Origin of the sequence: Neobacillus niacini, assembly GCF_031456445.1 — a bacterium.
GTDB lineage: Bacteria > Bacillota > Bacilli > Bacillales > Cytobacillaceae > Neobacillus > Neobacillus niacini_I.
In genome coordinates this window covers 39,916-53,476 of the sequence record NZ_JAVDUQ010000038.1, presented here as the reverse complement: position 1 = coordinate 53,476, position 13,561 = coordinate 39,916, and the positions used below count along the sequence as shown (strand labels likewise).

The window sequence follows — 13,561 nt, the reverse complement described above, 5'->3', positions numbered from 1 at the left end:
GGCGAGAAGGTCACACCCGTTCCCATACCGAACACGGAAGTTAAGCTTCTCAGCGCCGATGGTAGTTGGGGGCTGTCCCCCTGTGAGAGTAGGACATTGCCAGGCTAAGCCCCTATAGGGGCTATTATTTTGCCGAATTTTATAGTTGGCCCCTTGGTCAAGCGGTTAAGACACCGCCCTTTCACGGCGGTAACACGGGTTCGAATCCCGTAGGGGTCACCAAAGTTTTTGCGCACAAGCGAAAATAACTTTCACCATATGGAGGATTAGCTCAGCTGGGAGAGCATCTGCCTTACAAGCAGAGGGTCGGCGGTTCGATCCCGTCATCCTCCATTATTAATGTATTTAAATTGTGCCGGTTTAGCTCAATTGGTAGAGCAACTGACTTGTAATCAGTAGGTTGGGGGTTCAAGTCCTCTAGCCGGCACCATTTATTTTTTTTGTTTTTTTGAGCCATTAGCTCAGTCGGTAGAGCATCTGACTTTTAATCAGAGGGTCGAAGGTTCGAGTCCTTCATGGCTCACCATTTTAAAATTGGATATGCGGGTGTGGCGGAATTGGCAGACGCACCAGACTTAGGATCTGGCGCCGCAAGGCGTGGGGGTTCGACTCCCTTCACCCGCACCAAAGTTTTTTGCGAAAGCGAAATAACTTACCATACATGCGGAAGTAGTTCAGTGGTAGAACACCACCTTGCCAAGGTGGGGGTCGCGGGTTCGAATCCCGTCTTCCGCTCCATAGATGCCGGGGTGGCGGAACTGGCAGACGCACAGGACTTAAAATCCTGCGGTAGGTGACTACCGTACCGGTTCGATTCCGGTCCTCGGCACCATTTGATTTTAAAATGCGCCCGTAGCTCAATTGGATAGAGCGTCTGACTACGGATCAGAAGGTTATGGGTTCGACTCCTTTCGGGCGCGCCATATGAACGGGAAGTAGCTCAGCTTGGTAGAGCACTTGGTTTGGGACCAAGGGGTCGCAGGTTCGAATCCTGTCTTCCCGACCATTCAGAATCTACATTAACATCATGGGGCCTTAGCTCAGCTGGGAGAGCGCCTGCTTTGCACGCAGGAGGTCAGCGGTTCGATCCCGCTAGGCTCCATTCATTTTTATTATAAATGGCGGTGTAGCTCAGCTGGCTAGAGCGTACGGTTCATACCCGTAAGGTCGGGGGTTCGATCCCCTCCGCCGCTATTAAAAATACTAATGGCCCCTTAGCTCAGCTGGTTAGAGCAGACGGCTCATAACCGTCCGGTCGTAGGTTCGAGTCCTACAGGGTCCATTTATATGGAGGAATACCCAAGTCTGGCTGAAGGGATCGGTCTTGAAAACCGACAGGCGGGTCAAACCGCGCGGGGGTTCGAATCCCTCTTCCTCCTCCATAAAGTTTTATTATTATCGCGGGGTGGAGCAGTCTGGTAGCTCGTCGGGCTCATAACCCGAAGGTCGCAGGTTCAAATCCTGCCTCCGCAATATATGGTCCGGTAGTTCAGTTGGTTAGAATGCCTGCCTGTCACGCAGGAGGTCGCGGGTTCGAGTCCCGTCCGGACCGTACTTTTATCCCAGTAGGATAACTACTGTTGATATAGATTTTGTATGGCTCAGTAGCTCAGTCGGTAGAGCAAAGGACTGAAAATCCTTGTGTCGGCGGTTCGATTCCGTCCTGAGCCATCTTTTTTTATATGGAGGGGTAGCGAAGTGGCTAAACGCGGCGGACTGTAAATCCGCTCCCTCGGGGTTCGGCGGTTCGAATCCGTCCCCCTCCACCATTTTAGGGGTATAGTTTAAAGGTAGAACTAAGGTCTCCAAAACCTTCAGTGTGGGTTCGATTCCTACTACCCCTGCCATATTATTATGGCGGTTGTGGCGAAGTGGTTAACGCATCGGATTGTGGTTCCGACATTCGTGGGTTCGATTCCCATCAGCCGCCCCATTTCATTAAATGATTTTGGGCTATAGCCAAGCGGTAAGGCAACGGACTTTGACCCCGTCATTCGTGGGTTCGAATCCAGCTAGCCCAGCCAATCTTACTTTTATAGTGCGGGTGTAGTTTAGTGGTAAAACCTCAGCCTTCCAAGCTGATGTTGTGAGTTCGATTCTCATCACCCGCTCCATATTTTGGGCCTATAGCTCAGCTGGTTAGAGCGCACGCCTGATAAGCGTGAGGTCGATGGTTCGAGTCCATTTAGGCCCATTATCATAAATATTCTAATTGTTCCGCAGTAGCTCAGTGGTAGAGCAATCGGCTGTTAACCGATCGGTCGTAGGTTCGAATCCTACCTGCGGAGCCATTTTATTTTATGGGGAAGTACTCAAGTGGCTGAAGAGGCGCCCCTGCTAAGGGTGTAGGTCGGGTAACCGGCGCGAGGGTTCAAATCCCTCCTTCTCCGCCATTCCTATAATGCGCCTTTAGCTCAGCTGGATAGAGCATACGCCTTCTAAGCGTACGGTCAGAGGTTCGAATCCTCTAAGGCGCGTAAATGTAAAAAACGATTGGATATATAAAATAAAGTTTGATTAAAATCCTGTATTAATTTAAACAGGGTTTTTTTTTGTTCTTACCGATGTTGCAAGGTAATGGTGAATAGATTGTGAAAAATTTCACTTAAACTAAAAGGGCAGTTGAACAAGGATTTTCCAATCTGTTGAAGAAGTTTGTTGTAAAAGGAAAATGAAAAGTAAGATTGATGATGATAAAGGAAATGGATATTCGATGTCATTTTTTCTCTACAATTGGGCCAGATAATTGAATAACACAAGGTATTTTTTTCCCAATACACTTGATTGTTCTACAACAATAATGTTGGTAACTTAAACATTATTGTAAGTAACCATTATTTGGTTAGCCTTAAACGTTGGATGGAGGGAATTGTTGTAAAACACAATTCCCTAAAGGAGTGTGTCTTTTTCATATTTAAGAAAAAATATCTCAATTATAATAATGAGCTATTTTTAAAATTTTTTGTAATTGGAGTTAAGTTAAGGCCTATATATTTTAGATGCGTTTATTTTTAAATATTTAAATACATAATAGAGTGGCCATTTAAAAAGGAGGGATGCCTAAAGAAGGGTGCTCCTAAAAGATTTAATTCCAACTAATTTTTGAATCTATCCAAACTCCTTCTTAATCTTAACTTATGGCAGTTTGTTAGCAATTAGCTTCCATACATCTTCAAAAGTCTCCTTATAAAACTCATTATCCCAACGGTCTGCAAAATATGGATTATGGAAATATACAAAAGCTGTAATAATAGCAGGGCCTGATTTTTTTAATCCATTAATGGATTCCGCTTTTTCCGCTAATTGTTTTAAGTGATCTTTAACGAGGATTTGAGTACGCTCTAAATAATCAGTATATAACCGAAACATACGTTTATCATCATGATAAAGTTTTTTCTTTGTAGTAGTTAGAAGCCAGAGCCAATCGTGAAGTGCAACAGCAGAACTTACACCTTTTGGGGCTTCCCATTCTAATAATTCCTTGGAAGTAGTTTCTAACCACCTGAGTGCAAGTTGTTGCAATAGGTCCTCTTTATTTTTGTAATGTTTATAAAATGCGGCATGAGTAACTCCAAGTTCTTTTGCAATATCAGAAAGAGTGGTTTTTTGTACTCCCTTTCTCATTATGATTTCTTCTGTAACAGAAAATATTTTCTCTTTTGTAAGTATTGCCATTGTGGATCCCCCTAGTTTTTTTCTAAGTTTTATTATACTGGATACACCGCTTAGTTACAAATTGTTGACTTTGTAACTAAGCGGTGTATAATGATGTTGTGGAAAGGTTACAAATAACGAAAAATGTAACTTGATTATTTAATAACAAAGGAGAAATACGGTTGGCAGCCGCCCCGTTCGCGCCGTCATCGATTTCGTCAATGACGGTGCCGAAGAGGTGACGGAGCTTTCCGAGAAAGTTCGGATTGGATTCATTCGCCGAATAGGTTAAGATGATTTGCTCACTGCATCTGCGGCAATGTAAGACGGAATCATATCAAATTATAAAAAGGATGGGATACAAATGGTTCAAACGTTGGAAGGGAAAGTAGCATTGGTAACCGGGGCGTCTAGAGGAATCGGCCAAAATATTGCTGAAGCGTTAGCCTTGGCAGGTGCGAAGGTCGTTGTGAATTTCGCAAGCAATCCAGGGAAAGCGGAAGAAGTCGTGAACGGTATTAGACAAAGAGGCGGCGAAGCGACTGCCGTTCAAGCCGATATTGGGAAAGTTTCTGAAGTTGCACGGCTGTTCGACGAAACACTGCGGGTCTATGGGCGATTAGACATTCTCGTGAACAACGCTGGCGTCATGACGACGAAGCCGCTTAATGCCATTACAGAAGAGGACTTCGATAAGCATTTCACAATTAACGTGAAGGGAACTTTCTTCGCAATTCAGCAAGCGGCGCAGGTCATGAGCGAGAACGGTCGTATTATAAACTTCTCTACTTCAATTGTAGGAATGATGCTTCCCACGTACAGCCTATACGGGGGGACGAAAGGTGCCGTCGAGCAATTTACGCGTCATCTGGCCAAGGAGCTTGGACCGAAGAAAATTACGATCAACGCGATCGCGCCGGGACCGGTAAACACGGAACTGTTTACCGCCGGGAAATCGGAAGAGCAGATTAGGATGAACGCCAGTTTGAACGCCTTCGGAAGATTAGGGGAAACGGAGGATATCGCCAAAATCGTGCTTTTCTTGGCGAGCGACGAATCTCAGTGGATTAACGGGCAGACGATCCGTGCCAACGGCGGTTCCGTCTGATCTCGCGAAATTGTTTTGACGAAACATAGCATGAATGCATCGAAGGCCCGGCATCTTTATTGTCGGGCCTTCGATGCATTCATGCGGTGAAACTGGTCAGAAACCGGAAGGCTTTGCAAACCACAATATTTTCCATCTACTTTACCCCTGATGGCAGCTACGCTGGGACTACCCCATTTTAAAGGAGAAAAACCAATGGATATTGCCATTGGCCAACAGGCGGGTGCAAGCATTGTTCTTTTACCCCTGGCTGGTTCTACCTTTTCGCCTGCCATTCCTTCATCGGCAGTTAACTTGTCAGTACTGGGACTTTCTTTTTTATGTACAGCGGGCGCTTACTTAATCTATTTTGCGCTTATTCAAAGTGCCGGAGCGTTAAAGGCCATGACTGTCAATTTCTTAATCCCTATTTTCGGGATTATGTGGGGAGTTATTTTTCTTCGTGAACAAGTTTCATTACACCTTGTAATTGGACTTTTGATCATTTTAAGCAGTGTCATACTTGTGATGGATGTGCGTCTTACAAAAAGAAGAAAAAAATTATCTCTTGAGAAGCACGATGGTGCCATCTAAGTCTCTTGAAAACAGTTTAACTTTGTTGAAACACTAATTATTTCATTTTCACTTAAAGGGGCTATTGGCGATTGGACCGACTAGGACGCAACATGCAAGATTTGATTTACATTGTGAACAACTTAAATGAAAGAGGTATTGGCTTTCGTAGTCTGCAAGAAAACCTTACAATGGACAAAAGCAATGCAACCGGCCAATTGATGTTTCACTTATTCGCTGCGTTTGCTGAATTTGAACGTAATCTGATAGAGGAACGCTCGGCAGCAGGACGAGCAGCTGCAAAAGCGCGTGGGCTTCTAGGTGGACGCCCGGAGAAGTATGGACCAAAAGATATTGAAATGATGAAAGCTTTAATTGAAAGTGGTACACCGATTAAAGATGTTGCAGAAAAGTGGGGTGTGTCTCGCACGACGATTTATCGCTATTTAGAAAGATAGTAAATCGGAAGGGTTGATGTCTATGCAGAATGAACATCCTCCATTAACAGCTTATTCTAATGAAGAAAACCCAGCTTCAGTGAAGGTAGCTGGGTTTTATAGTTGGATGTGCAAAATAGCACTTAAGATAAGCGCAAATTACCTGAAAGTAACACCCGTTTCTAATTTTAGGAAAACCTTTTTTGTAGGAAGTAAAATTATTTAGCTTATTTTACAAGTAAAGGGTTGTTCAGTTTAAGAGTTTTCAATACGTTATTTTGAATTTGTTTTAGTTGATCAACATTTTCGCCGATTGCATCAAGAACTTCAGCACGATTTTTTTGTCTTTGCCCGATTGCTTCTTTTAAAGCTGATTCTAATTGTGCATGTGATTCAGAAAGTGCTTCGAATGTTTTTTTGCTTGGACTGAAGGCTAAAGCTTCTTCGAATTTATCTGTCCATTCTGTAAGATTACCATAACCAGTTAGTACTTCTTGTAAATTCGCTTTCCATTCAGCTGTTAGCTTTTTAGATTCCTCTTCAAATTTAATAAGTTGTTCAAGAGTTGTTTCGATCAACTCTAATTGGCCTTCAAAAGCTTCTAAAGATTTTTCTTCCACTCTGTTTTGAAGAGATTGGAAAATTTTGATGCTATTTAAAAAACCGCCCCAAAATACATCAATTACATTCGTCACTTTTTCCTCGACCACTTTTACCTCATTTTTTACTGCAGCCATTTTACATACCTCCAAAATTTTATTGTATAACAGTTCAAATTTAACCCTTTATAAAGAACTTGCCCTTCCTACTAAGGAAAATATAATCCTATTAAAATGGTGTGTGCCTTTTTATGTAGTGCCCAATTTGTTTTGTTAAATTGGATTTATATTAACTATCTGCTAAGTATTACATATAGATGTAAATTACATACCTGTTTTTTGTAAATTTTCAAGCCGATATTGAAATGTATTCCGATGAAAATTGAGTTTTTTTCGTTAAGCTGATGCAGCCTTAAGGTGCATTCCTTTAGTCTTTTAATCTTTTTGTCTTTTAGGTTTTCGGATCATTCATATTAAGAATGGGTATTTTCTCAAATAAAAGACTTTCATAGTGCTTTTACTGTGTTTTTGGCATGTCTTGTTTACGAATCCGAAGAAAGAAATAACAATGTGCCTAAATAAGCGGGATCCAACAAGTTCACCCATCTTTGATAAATCCCATCTAAAAGATATATAACTTCCTGTACATTTATTACAGACTAACTTTTAGATGGAAACCAAGAAAGAAAAGAAAGAAAAGAAAGAAAAGAAAGAAAAAACCGATATTTTTGCAGTGTTCAAAACTTACAACTTTTAGATACATAGATGGAGTATTACGGATTTAGAGTTGATAGAAGTTAGGTTGACAGAACTTAGTATCTTTTGAATGATTGGAAAAATTATGAAGATGGGGATAAAAGAAAGTTGGTCGATGCTCAGAAATGGAAAAGTATATCCCTACAGCTAGGGATGAAATCTTCAAAAAATACCTTCATATTTTAAACAATGAATGCACTATTCACAGGGTTTTTATATTTCAATTAATTATTTAAAAGAAGAAAATATTTAAATAATAATTTAAATCTTTGAGGGGGTATGAAAAATTGGCACTAATAGATTCATACAGAAGTAATATACTGAGAAAAAAGAATGAATTAGCCAAATTACAGTCTGACAGAGCCAATGAGACAAAGAAAATCCCTACCCAGACAAACAAAATTTTATCTGCTAAAAAAGCCATAGCTCGAACTAAATCGATGTCAACAATCCAAACAAAATATAGGGAGATTGAACGTGCTGAAAAAGAGTTGGCTACTATTAATAAGAAATTAGCTGATATTGATCGGAAGATAGCTAGGAAGGAAACGGAAATCTTTGTTGAGGAAAAGAAGCTGAGTAGAGAAAATGAGAGTGAGCAAAAGAAAAGAGATACTGCTGAAAAGAAAAGGATTGTAGAAACTGAGAAACGTATGAAAGAAGTGAATAATATTTTGGATAAACACAGTAAATTGCATTCCGAAACAAATAGATCATTAGAAGAATTGAAGAACATCCCCGAAAAAATTACTGTTCTCTTCATTGCTTCAAATCCCATTAATGTAGCCCCATTAAGACTGGATGAAGAAGCACGCGAAATCCAAGAAATGATTAGAAAAACTGAATATAGAGATTCGGTCTCATTTGTAACAAGATGGGCTACAAGGCCGCTAGATGTCTTGCAAGCTATTAATGAGGAAAAACCTACAGTAATTCATTTTAGCGGTCATGGTTCTGACAAAGATGAAATTGTGTTTCAAGATAATCAAGGGAATGCTAAGTTAGTATCTAAAGAGGCGATAGTCCAAACAATGATGAGTACATCTGATAGCATAAGGTTAGTATTTTTTAATACCTGTTTTTCCTTTGGTCAAGCACAAGCCGTTACAGAACATGTAGATGCAGCGATAGGAATGACTACGTCAATAGGAGACGATACTGCAAGAGTATTTGCCGCACAATTTTACTCAGCAATTGGATTTGGTCTTTCAATCCAAAAGGCGTTCGATCAAGGAAAAACTGCTTTAATGCTTGAAGGTATACCAGAGGAAAGTACTCTTGAGTTATATTTTAAGGAAGGTTTAAATCCAAATGAACTTATCATTGTTAAACCATAGGAATGGCAAAAAAGTAGACAACAATGTTACCAATAATAGAAAACACTATAGAATTATAGATCTATTGCATATGGGGCCTTGTTTGATGGAGTGATATTTGGCATAGAGATCTTTAGTCGCTGGTATGAAGTCCCGAACTACTGGAAATCTAGATAGATTATTTTTTGGAAATTCAGTCAATTAGACTGAGTTTTTTATATATCTAAATTTTTTAGATTAAAAGGATTCTATAAGAAACACAGTAAAATATATGTATGGTATCAAAACTTAAAAGTTATGAAACTGTATGTTTTAACGAAATTAAAAAAGTCGATTTCCAAGTTTCAGAATCGACTTTAAAAAACTTGACGTTTCCTTTCACAAAGTGCATGTAGCAAAAAGCAATGTTCGAAATAAAATAAAAAACCGGGTTTCCCCGTATCACCATGCGCATGCGTCTTCGAGTCCATTGGTCCATTTTTGCCATAAGACCCTTCATAAAAAACAAGAATGTAAAAGGTAAAACCCCTGCCTTGTTTGCTTTATTTACGTATCTACCTAGCCCACATTTCGAAGATAAAGCTTGCACACACCAGGATAAATGCTCCGCCAAGACGGGTAGCCAGCTGTGCATAAGACATTAAAATGAGTCTATTTGAAGCACCTAAGACTTCAAGGTCACCCGAGCCCCCGCGGTTAACATGGCAAAGACCGCCGGCAATTGCTGCTTCAATTTCATAAAAGTTAACTACTTTAGCAAAAAACCAACATCCTATAACAGCACCGATAACCGTAAATAAAGAAATGACAACGGTTTGAAGGGTTAGTGCATGGACAAGTTCATTAAAATCTGTATAAGTTATGCCCACTCCTGCTAAAAATACATATAATAGTTTCCCCAACATAAATTCGTTAACTCTTTTCACCCCTGCTTTTGCACGTTCAGGAATGATGTCAAGCGAGTTTGCTATGATTAGTAGAATGACCATATAAGCATATGGGTGAATGGAGAAAGAACCGATTTTTGGCAGTATTCCGATTCCAACGAGATTTCCTAATCCATAGAAGGCAATGGCTGTAAATAATCCAAAAGCTGCGTCCTCCATTGTAGCAGTATTTACCTTTTTGGCTTCAGCTGTTTTTTGAGTTACTTGGCCTTTAATTAATTCCCCATTGCCGGTCCATTTTGGCATTTTCTTTCCGATACCATTTAAAAGTGCACCAATCAGAATGGCAAAAACGTTACCAATTGTTAAGATGGTAATAGCAGAAGAATACCAGATTTTTGGGTCTTTGTGAGTAACCTGTCCCCAAATTTGGCTCATTGGGATGGCACCGGCACCATTACCTCCGCCCATGATTGGAAGAGCATAATTCATGATGACTTGTTTATATGGAACACCTACAATTAATCCACCTATGATTGCCAAGATAAATGCACAAAGGGTACCAACCAGAACCAAAGGAATAAACCCGCCAATTGCCTTGGCTAAAAACTTTTTATTAATAGACAAAATGGAACTGGTTATAGTAACGGCAATAAAAAAGTGAAGCATTCCGTTCGTATCGAAAAGTGTCCTTACGCCTGAGGATGCAGATTTAGAAATAATGCCTTGGCTTACTAAAAAAGAAGCACCCAAGAAAGCAAGCAGAGAACCGCCGCCAAGATAGTCTTTCCAAATCGGAAGTGAGTCCCCAACCTTTCCAAAGAAAAATCCAACAACAAATAAAAGTAAAATACTATCGACAAAATTTACAGAGAAGGATTTCGTCATTGTCCCAAACGCATGAATTGCCAAACCGGCAAGCCATGCCCATAGTGGAAGCCCATACATATTAAGGGTTGAAAAATTTCCTTTTGAATGTTTTTCTTCTATAAATGTTCCTCCCAATCGTTATTAATTAATTTAATACCAGCCACATAATATAATAAAACCTAAAATCCCCCATAAAACGTATAAACCTCCAAAGAAATTACCTTCTTACTAAAATAATACTATTCGGACAACGTTACTTTATTAACCTGTTTTAGTTAAATAACGATAAAAAAAAGGACTGCCGAGGATTAAAACATACTAAATGCTGAAAGAGGGCCTTAGAAGCCCTCAGATATTCAACATAAACTAAGTTGATTTTTTTCTCCTTAATTAAGGCCTTCCGAGCATCTCAATGTTTGTCGCTTTCCACATGAATCAAAGTTTTTGATCAGTTTGATCAATGTTGTTTTGTTCTCAATAAAAAATCATGTCAAAAAATCAAATCCCGTACCATTTTAAAAAATGATACGGGATGCTTTAGGGTTTCAACAATTTAGAAATCAGCGTTATTAAGGATAAATCGAATGGTCCATTGGCCCTTTTGATTCAATATCCCATGTGTTGTAAATGTCATATGAGGATTTTCAGGTCTGTATTGATGTAGTTGGGCTTCTATCGTTCCTTTATATTCGTTGTTTCCTACTTTTTTAAACGTATCGGAGTTTTCACGAACTAACGTGTGTTCAATCCAAATATGCGGACTTGCCATCAGGCTTTTGACTTGCGGATTTACTTGAATATTTGAATTGGAATGTATCGTATAATTCAGCCTAATGGTGTGACCATGGTTTACGATGGAATAGCCATTGAGTGTTAGCGTGATTCCGTTATCTTCAGCTGAACCTAAGCCCTGATTTAGAGATTCAGCACTGGTCAAAGCAGGGGAGGCAAAGCCAAAGAGCAAGCAAAGGAAGAAGGTGACACCCTTGAATCGTACGGTATATTTCGTTAGGTTCCTCATTTTACCACCATCCTTATTTTTCTTTTATTCTTGAAACAATCTGAGTCCGAATGAAGTGATCGGACTCGGACTGCTTCGAGAGAACGGATTCTATTGTGGAAAAACCGCATCCTCAACGTATCTATTATTTCTTTTTGGAAAGCCATTCCGCTAATGCTTCAGCTTCTGCGCCCTTAGCTAAGCCTGCCGGCATGCGGTCACCGCCGTTTAAGATTTGATTCAATATGTCTTCTTTGGACATCGATTTACCGATGTGTTGAAGATTTGGAGCAGTTGCGCCCTGAAGATTATCTCCGTGACAAGAAACACAACTTCTTTTGTAAACCTTTTCCGGATCGATCACGACGTCGGCTTGCCCCTGTAATTTAGCATTTTTATTAGGGGCTGCGATCTTTTCCTTACCGCCGAGTCCATAAACCACAACCCTCGTTCCACCAGTAATTACCGCAATATATTGTTTGCCATCAACCATATAAATGGAAGGGGCCATTTTAATTTGTTTTCCTCCACTTTTCATGCTCCATAATACTTTTCCTTTTTTAATATCGAGAGCATTCACCGTTCCGTCCAATTCCCCGTAAAAAGCAAGACCAGTAGCAGTACTTGTGAATCCTCCATACATCGGATCATCGGTATTGAGTTGATAAACTTTTTTCCCTGTATTCACGTCAATAGCAGTAATGTTACCAGTTGGATCAACATCTGCTGGTAATGGAAGTATCTTCGTACCAGGGAAGGTATTGTTATCTTTCGCAATCTCTTTCCGATCTTTTGGTGCTAACATTAAATTCGGGTAATTAATACCTGGAATCAGCACATAGTTGGTTTCGGGATCATACGTCTCTGGAGCATAGCTTTCGCCACCTGGCGTACCCGGCCATTGAAGTTTCACTTTGCTCTGATCGCTTGGTGGTTTGGAATGTTGAATTTTGACAAACGGTACACCATCATAAATGGTTTTTCCAGTTTTGGCATCCCATGCATACCATTTTCCATTCTTTCCGCCTTCCACCACAATCTTCTGCTTTTTCCCGCCGACCTTGGTATTGAGAACCATCGGTGTCGCGGCAGCGTCATAATCCCATAAATCGTGATCAACTTCGGAGGAGGCCCACTTAAATTTCCCGGTCTTACTGTCCAAAGCAACGATGGAATCCGTATATGGATTTTTTCCTTTTCGATCTTCATCGTAAAAGTCAGGGGCTGGATTCCCTACTGCAAAATACATCATATCGGTATCTGGATCGAACGACATCGGTGTCCATACGGAGCCTCCGCCCGTATATTTACCCTTCACCCAGCCCTTTCCTCTTTCAGGAATGGTCCAAAACGGTTCTTTCCAGAGTGGTTCGAGGCTATCTGCTTTAAACGCCATAACAAAGCCTCGTGTACCATTATCACCACCACTGCTTCCAACGTAAATGTTGCCATCATAATACATTGGAGCCGAAGATTCATAATATCGGTTTTCTAATTTAATGGAGGGAACATGATCCCAAAAGTTGACCATTTTTATCAGTTTTCCGGTTTTCGCATCAAGTTTGGCCAGTCGATTGTCGATCATCAAGACATATACATTTCCGTTGGCCACAGCGACACCTCTACTTGCCACATTGGATTGCCATGGCAAACTATCAAGATGGTCAAGTACCTTCTTAGGAGGTGTCCATGCCCAAAGTTTCTTTCCGCTTGCGGCATCGATTGCAAATACATGATTTTTTGCACTCGTTACATACAAGACCCCGTTTTGTACGACAGGGAAATCCTCTTGTAAATTAGGAACGTCCTGATTCCAGTCCAGGATATCCTGTTGCCAGACAATCCCCAATTTTTTTACATTGTCTTTTGTAATTTTTTGATAGGGGACATGTCGGGTATGTTGAAGGTCATAACCCCAATTTGGGAATCCTGTCTCCTTTATCTGATTTGCCTGGTTGTTGTCGGATGATTTCTTGGTCCCGTTATTCGAATTGTTCTGCTTATTATTCGATTGACAGCCAACAAGGACCATACTGGCCAACAAAACCGAACCTGTTGCTCTTAAATAACGCCTCACGAAACTACCTCCTCACATTGTGAAATCTTAATATGTAGTGAATCACTGATCATGAAATGTTCCAGTTTGTTACCTCCTTTAGAGGATCCAATTTTGATAAGAACAAAGATATGGTGCCCCACGAAATCCCTAAATTATACAAATCGTGAAAAATCTACTTCTTTATTTTGTTGGAATGGAGTTTTCTTGTTTTTCGTTTCCCTTTTCCAGGATTGGAATGATAAAAAATCAAAGAAAAGATTTTTGAAAGTGAAAATATTGAAATATTTTAGATTTTTAAATGTCATTTAATTTAAAATAATTAG

8 protein-coding genes, 25 tRNA genes, 1 rRNA gene and 1 pseudogene are annotated in these 13,561 nt (G+C 40.3%); 30 read left to right on the top strand and 5 right to left on the bottom strand.

What is annotated here, in order from left to right; all coding sequences use genetic code 11:
- From rrf to J2Y67_RS23235, 26 genes are all read left to right on the top strand, one after another.
- Window positions 1–105 (top strand): 5S ribosomal RNA (rrf, locus tag J2Y67_RS23360); the annotation flags it as partial.
- 42 nt (window positions 106–147) lie between these two features.
- Window positions 148–222, top strand: a tRNA-Glu gene (locus tag J2Y67_RS23355).
- Between the two features lie 38 nt (window positions 223–260).
- Window positions 261–333: transfer RNA gene (locus J2Y67_RS23350), tRNA-Val, on the top strand.
- A 21-nt stretch (window positions 334–354) separates the two neighbouring features.
- Window positions 355–430, top strand: a tRNA-Thr gene (locus J2Y67_RS23345).
- A 20-nt stretch (window positions 431–450) separates the two neighbouring features.
- Window positions 451–526: transfer RNA gene (locus J2Y67_RS23340), tRNA-Lys, on the top strand.
- 16 nt (window positions 527–542) lie between these two features.
- Window positions 543–627, top strand: a tRNA-Leu gene (locus J2Y67_RS23335).
- Window positions 628–663: 36 nt separating this feature from the next.
- Window positions 664–738 (top strand) — tRNA-Gly (locus J2Y67_RS23330).
- A 5-nt stretch (window positions 739–743) separates the two neighbouring features.
- Window positions 744–832 (top strand) — tRNA-Leu (locus tag J2Y67_RS23325).
- Window positions 833–846: 14 nt separating this feature from the next.
- Window positions 847–923, top strand: a tRNA-Arg gene (locus tag J2Y67_RS23320).
- Window positions 924–929: 6 nt separating this feature from the next.
- Window positions 930–1,006: transfer RNA gene (locus J2Y67_RS23315), tRNA-Pro, on the top strand.
- 23 nt (window positions 1,007–1,029) lie between these two features.
- Window positions 1,030–1,102 (top strand) — tRNA-Ala (locus tag J2Y67_RS23310).
- 18 nt (window positions 1,103–1,120) lie between these two features.
- A tRNA-Met gene (locus J2Y67_RS23305) sits at window positions 1,121–1,194 on the top strand.
- A gap of 14 nt (window positions 1,195–1,208) precedes the next feature.
- Window positions 1,209–1,282: transfer RNA gene (locus J2Y67_RS23300), tRNA-Ile, on the top strand.
- Window positions 1,283–1,289: 7 nt separating this feature from the next.
- Window positions 1,290–1,382 (top strand) — tRNA-Ser (locus J2Y67_RS23295).
- 17 nt (window positions 1,383–1,399) lie between these two features.
- Window positions 1,400–1,473: transfer RNA gene (locus J2Y67_RS23290), tRNA-Met, on the top strand.
- Window positions 1,474–1,478: 5 nt separating this feature from the next.
- A tRNA-Asp gene (locus J2Y67_RS23285) sits at window positions 1,479–1,552 on the top strand.
- Window positions 1,553–1,598: 46 nt separating this feature from the next.
- Window positions 1,599–1,671: transfer RNA gene (locus J2Y67_RS23280), tRNA-Phe, on the top strand.
- A gap of 13 nt (window positions 1,672–1,684) precedes the next feature.
- A tRNA-Tyr gene (locus J2Y67_RS23275) sits at window positions 1,685–1,769 on the top strand.
- A gap of 4 nt (window positions 1,770–1,773) precedes the next feature.
- Window positions 1,774–1,847, top strand: a tRNA-Trp gene (locus J2Y67_RS23270).
- 10 nt (window positions 1,848–1,857) lie between these two features.
- Window positions 1,858–1,933: transfer RNA gene (locus J2Y67_RS23265), tRNA-His, on the top strand.
- 16 nt (window positions 1,934–1,949) lie between these two features.
- Window positions 1,950–2,024 (top strand) — tRNA-Gln (locus J2Y67_RS23260).
- Between the two features lie 16 nt (window positions 2,025–2,040).
- Window positions 2,041–2,114: transfer RNA gene (locus tag J2Y67_RS23255), tRNA-Gly, on the top strand.
- A 6-nt stretch (window positions 2,115–2,120) separates the two neighbouring features.
- Window positions 2,121–2,194, top strand: a tRNA-Ile gene (locus J2Y67_RS23250).
- A gap of 22 nt (window positions 2,195–2,216) precedes the next feature.
- Window positions 2,217–2,291: transfer RNA gene (locus tag J2Y67_RS23245), tRNA-Asn, on the top strand.
- 11 nt (window positions 2,292–2,302) lie between these two features.
- Window positions 2,303–2,393, top strand: a tRNA-Ser gene (locus J2Y67_RS23240).
- Between the two features lie 10 nt (window positions 2,394–2,403).
- Window positions 2,404–2,477 (top strand) — tRNA-Arg (locus tag J2Y67_RS23235).
- Between the two features lie 658 nt (window positions 2,478–3,135).
- Here J2Y67_RS23235 and J2Y67_RS23230 read toward each other — a convergent pair.
- Window positions 3,136–3,675, bottom strand: coding sequence for a TetR/AcrR family transcriptional regulator (locus J2Y67_RS23230; RefSeq protein WP_310177806.1), 540 nt, complete (start codon window positions 3,673–3,675; stop codon window positions 3,136–3,138).
- A 343-nt stretch (window positions 3,676–4,018) separates the two neighbouring features.
- On the opposite strand from J2Y67_RS23230, the gene J2Y67_RS23225 reads away from it, so the two are divergent.
- The 3 genes and pseudogenes from J2Y67_RS23225 to J2Y67_RS23215 form a co-directional block, all read left to right on the top strand.
- Window positions 4,019–4,762 carry an SDR family oxidoreductase gene (locus J2Y67_RS23225; protein WP_310177805.1) on the top strand — a complete coding sequence of 248 codons (744 nt, stop codon included), beginning with the start codon at window positions 4,019–4,021 and terminating at the stop codon, window positions 4,760–4,762.
- Window positions 4,763–4,912: 150 nt separating this feature from the next.
- Window positions 4,913–5,335, top strand: a complete 423-nt coding sequence (locus tag J2Y67_RS23220; RefSeq protein WP_310177804.1) for a DMT family transporter — start codon at window positions 4,913–4,915, stop codon at window positions 5,333–5,335.
- A gap of 65 nt (window positions 5,336–5,400) precedes the next feature.
- A pseudogene (locus J2Y67_RS23215) lies at window positions 5,401–5,772 on the top strand (recombinase family protein); the annotation flags it as partial.
- 206 nt (window positions 5,773–5,978) lie between these two features.
- Here the strand turns inward: J2Y67_RS23215 and J2Y67_RS23210 are convergent.
- Window positions 5,979–6,488, bottom strand: a complete 510-nt coding sequence (locus J2Y67_RS23210; protein WP_310177803.1) for a hypothetical protein — start codon at window positions 6,486–6,488, stop codon at window positions 5,979–5,981.
- 905 nt (window positions 6,489–7,393) lie between these two features.
- Between J2Y67_RS23210 and J2Y67_RS23205 the strand changes: the two genes are divergently transcribed.
- Window positions 7,394–8,443, top strand: a complete 1,050-nt coding sequence (locus J2Y67_RS23205; protein WP_310177802.1) for a CHAT domain-containing protein — start codon at window positions 7,394–7,396, stop codon at window positions 8,441–8,443.
- 533 nt (window positions 8,444–8,976) lie between these two features.
- On the opposite strand, the gene J2Y67_RS23200 is transcribed toward J2Y67_RS23205, so the two are convergent.
- The 3 genes from J2Y67_RS23200 to J2Y67_RS23190 all read right to left on the bottom strand — a co-directional run bounded on the left by J2Y67_RS23200 (window position 8,977) and on the right by J2Y67_RS23190 (window position 13,256).
- Window positions 8,977–10,257, bottom strand: a complete 1,281-nt coding sequence (locus J2Y67_RS23200; protein ID WP_310177801.1) for a 2-hydroxycarboxylate transporter family protein — start codon at window positions 10,255–10,257, stop codon at window positions 8,977–8,979.
- A gap of 475 nt (window positions 10,258–10,732) precedes the next feature.
- Complete coding sequence (locus J2Y67_RS23195) at window positions 10,733–11,200, bottom strand: hypothetical protein (RefSeq protein ID WP_310177800.1); 468 nt, start codon at window positions 11,198–11,200, stop codon at window positions 10,733–10,735.
- 124 nt (window positions 11,201–11,324) lie between these two features.
- Window positions 11,325–13,256 (bottom strand): outer membrane protein assembly factor BamB family protein, encoded by a 1,932-nt coding sequence (locus J2Y67_RS23190; RefSeq protein ID WP_310177799.1) that lies wholly within the window; start codon window positions 13,254–13,256, stop codon window positions 11,325–11,327.
- Between the last annotated feature and the right edge of the window lie 305 nt (window positions 13,257–13,561).

Excerpts from the sequence above, each read along its gene's own strand:
- J2Y67_RS23230 (WP_310177806.1), bottom strand. The coding sequence starts at position 3,675 with ATGGCAATACTTACAAAAGAGAAAATATTTTCTGTTACAGAAGAAATC.
- J2Y67_RS23225 (WP_310177805.1), top strand. The coding sequence starts at position 4,019 with ATGGTTCAAACGTTGGAAGGGAAAGTAGCATTGGTAACCGGGGCGTCT.
- J2Y67_RS23220 (WP_310177804.1), top strand. The coding sequence starts at position 4,913 with ATGGCAGCTACGCTGGGACTACCCCATTTTAAAGGAGAAAAACCAATG.
- J2Y67_RS23210 (WP_310177803.1), bottom strand. The coding sequence starts at position 6,488 with ATGGCTGCAGTAAAAAATGAGGTAAAAGTGGTCGAGGAAAAAGTGACG.
- J2Y67_RS23200 (WP_310177801.1), bottom strand. The coding sequence starts at position 10,257 with ATGTATGGGCTTCCACTATGGGCATGGCTTGCCGGTTTGGCAATTCAT.
- J2Y67_RS23195 (WP_310177800.1), bottom strand. The coding sequence starts at position 11,200 with ATGAGGAACCTAACGAAATATACCGTACGATTCAAGGGTGTCACCTTC.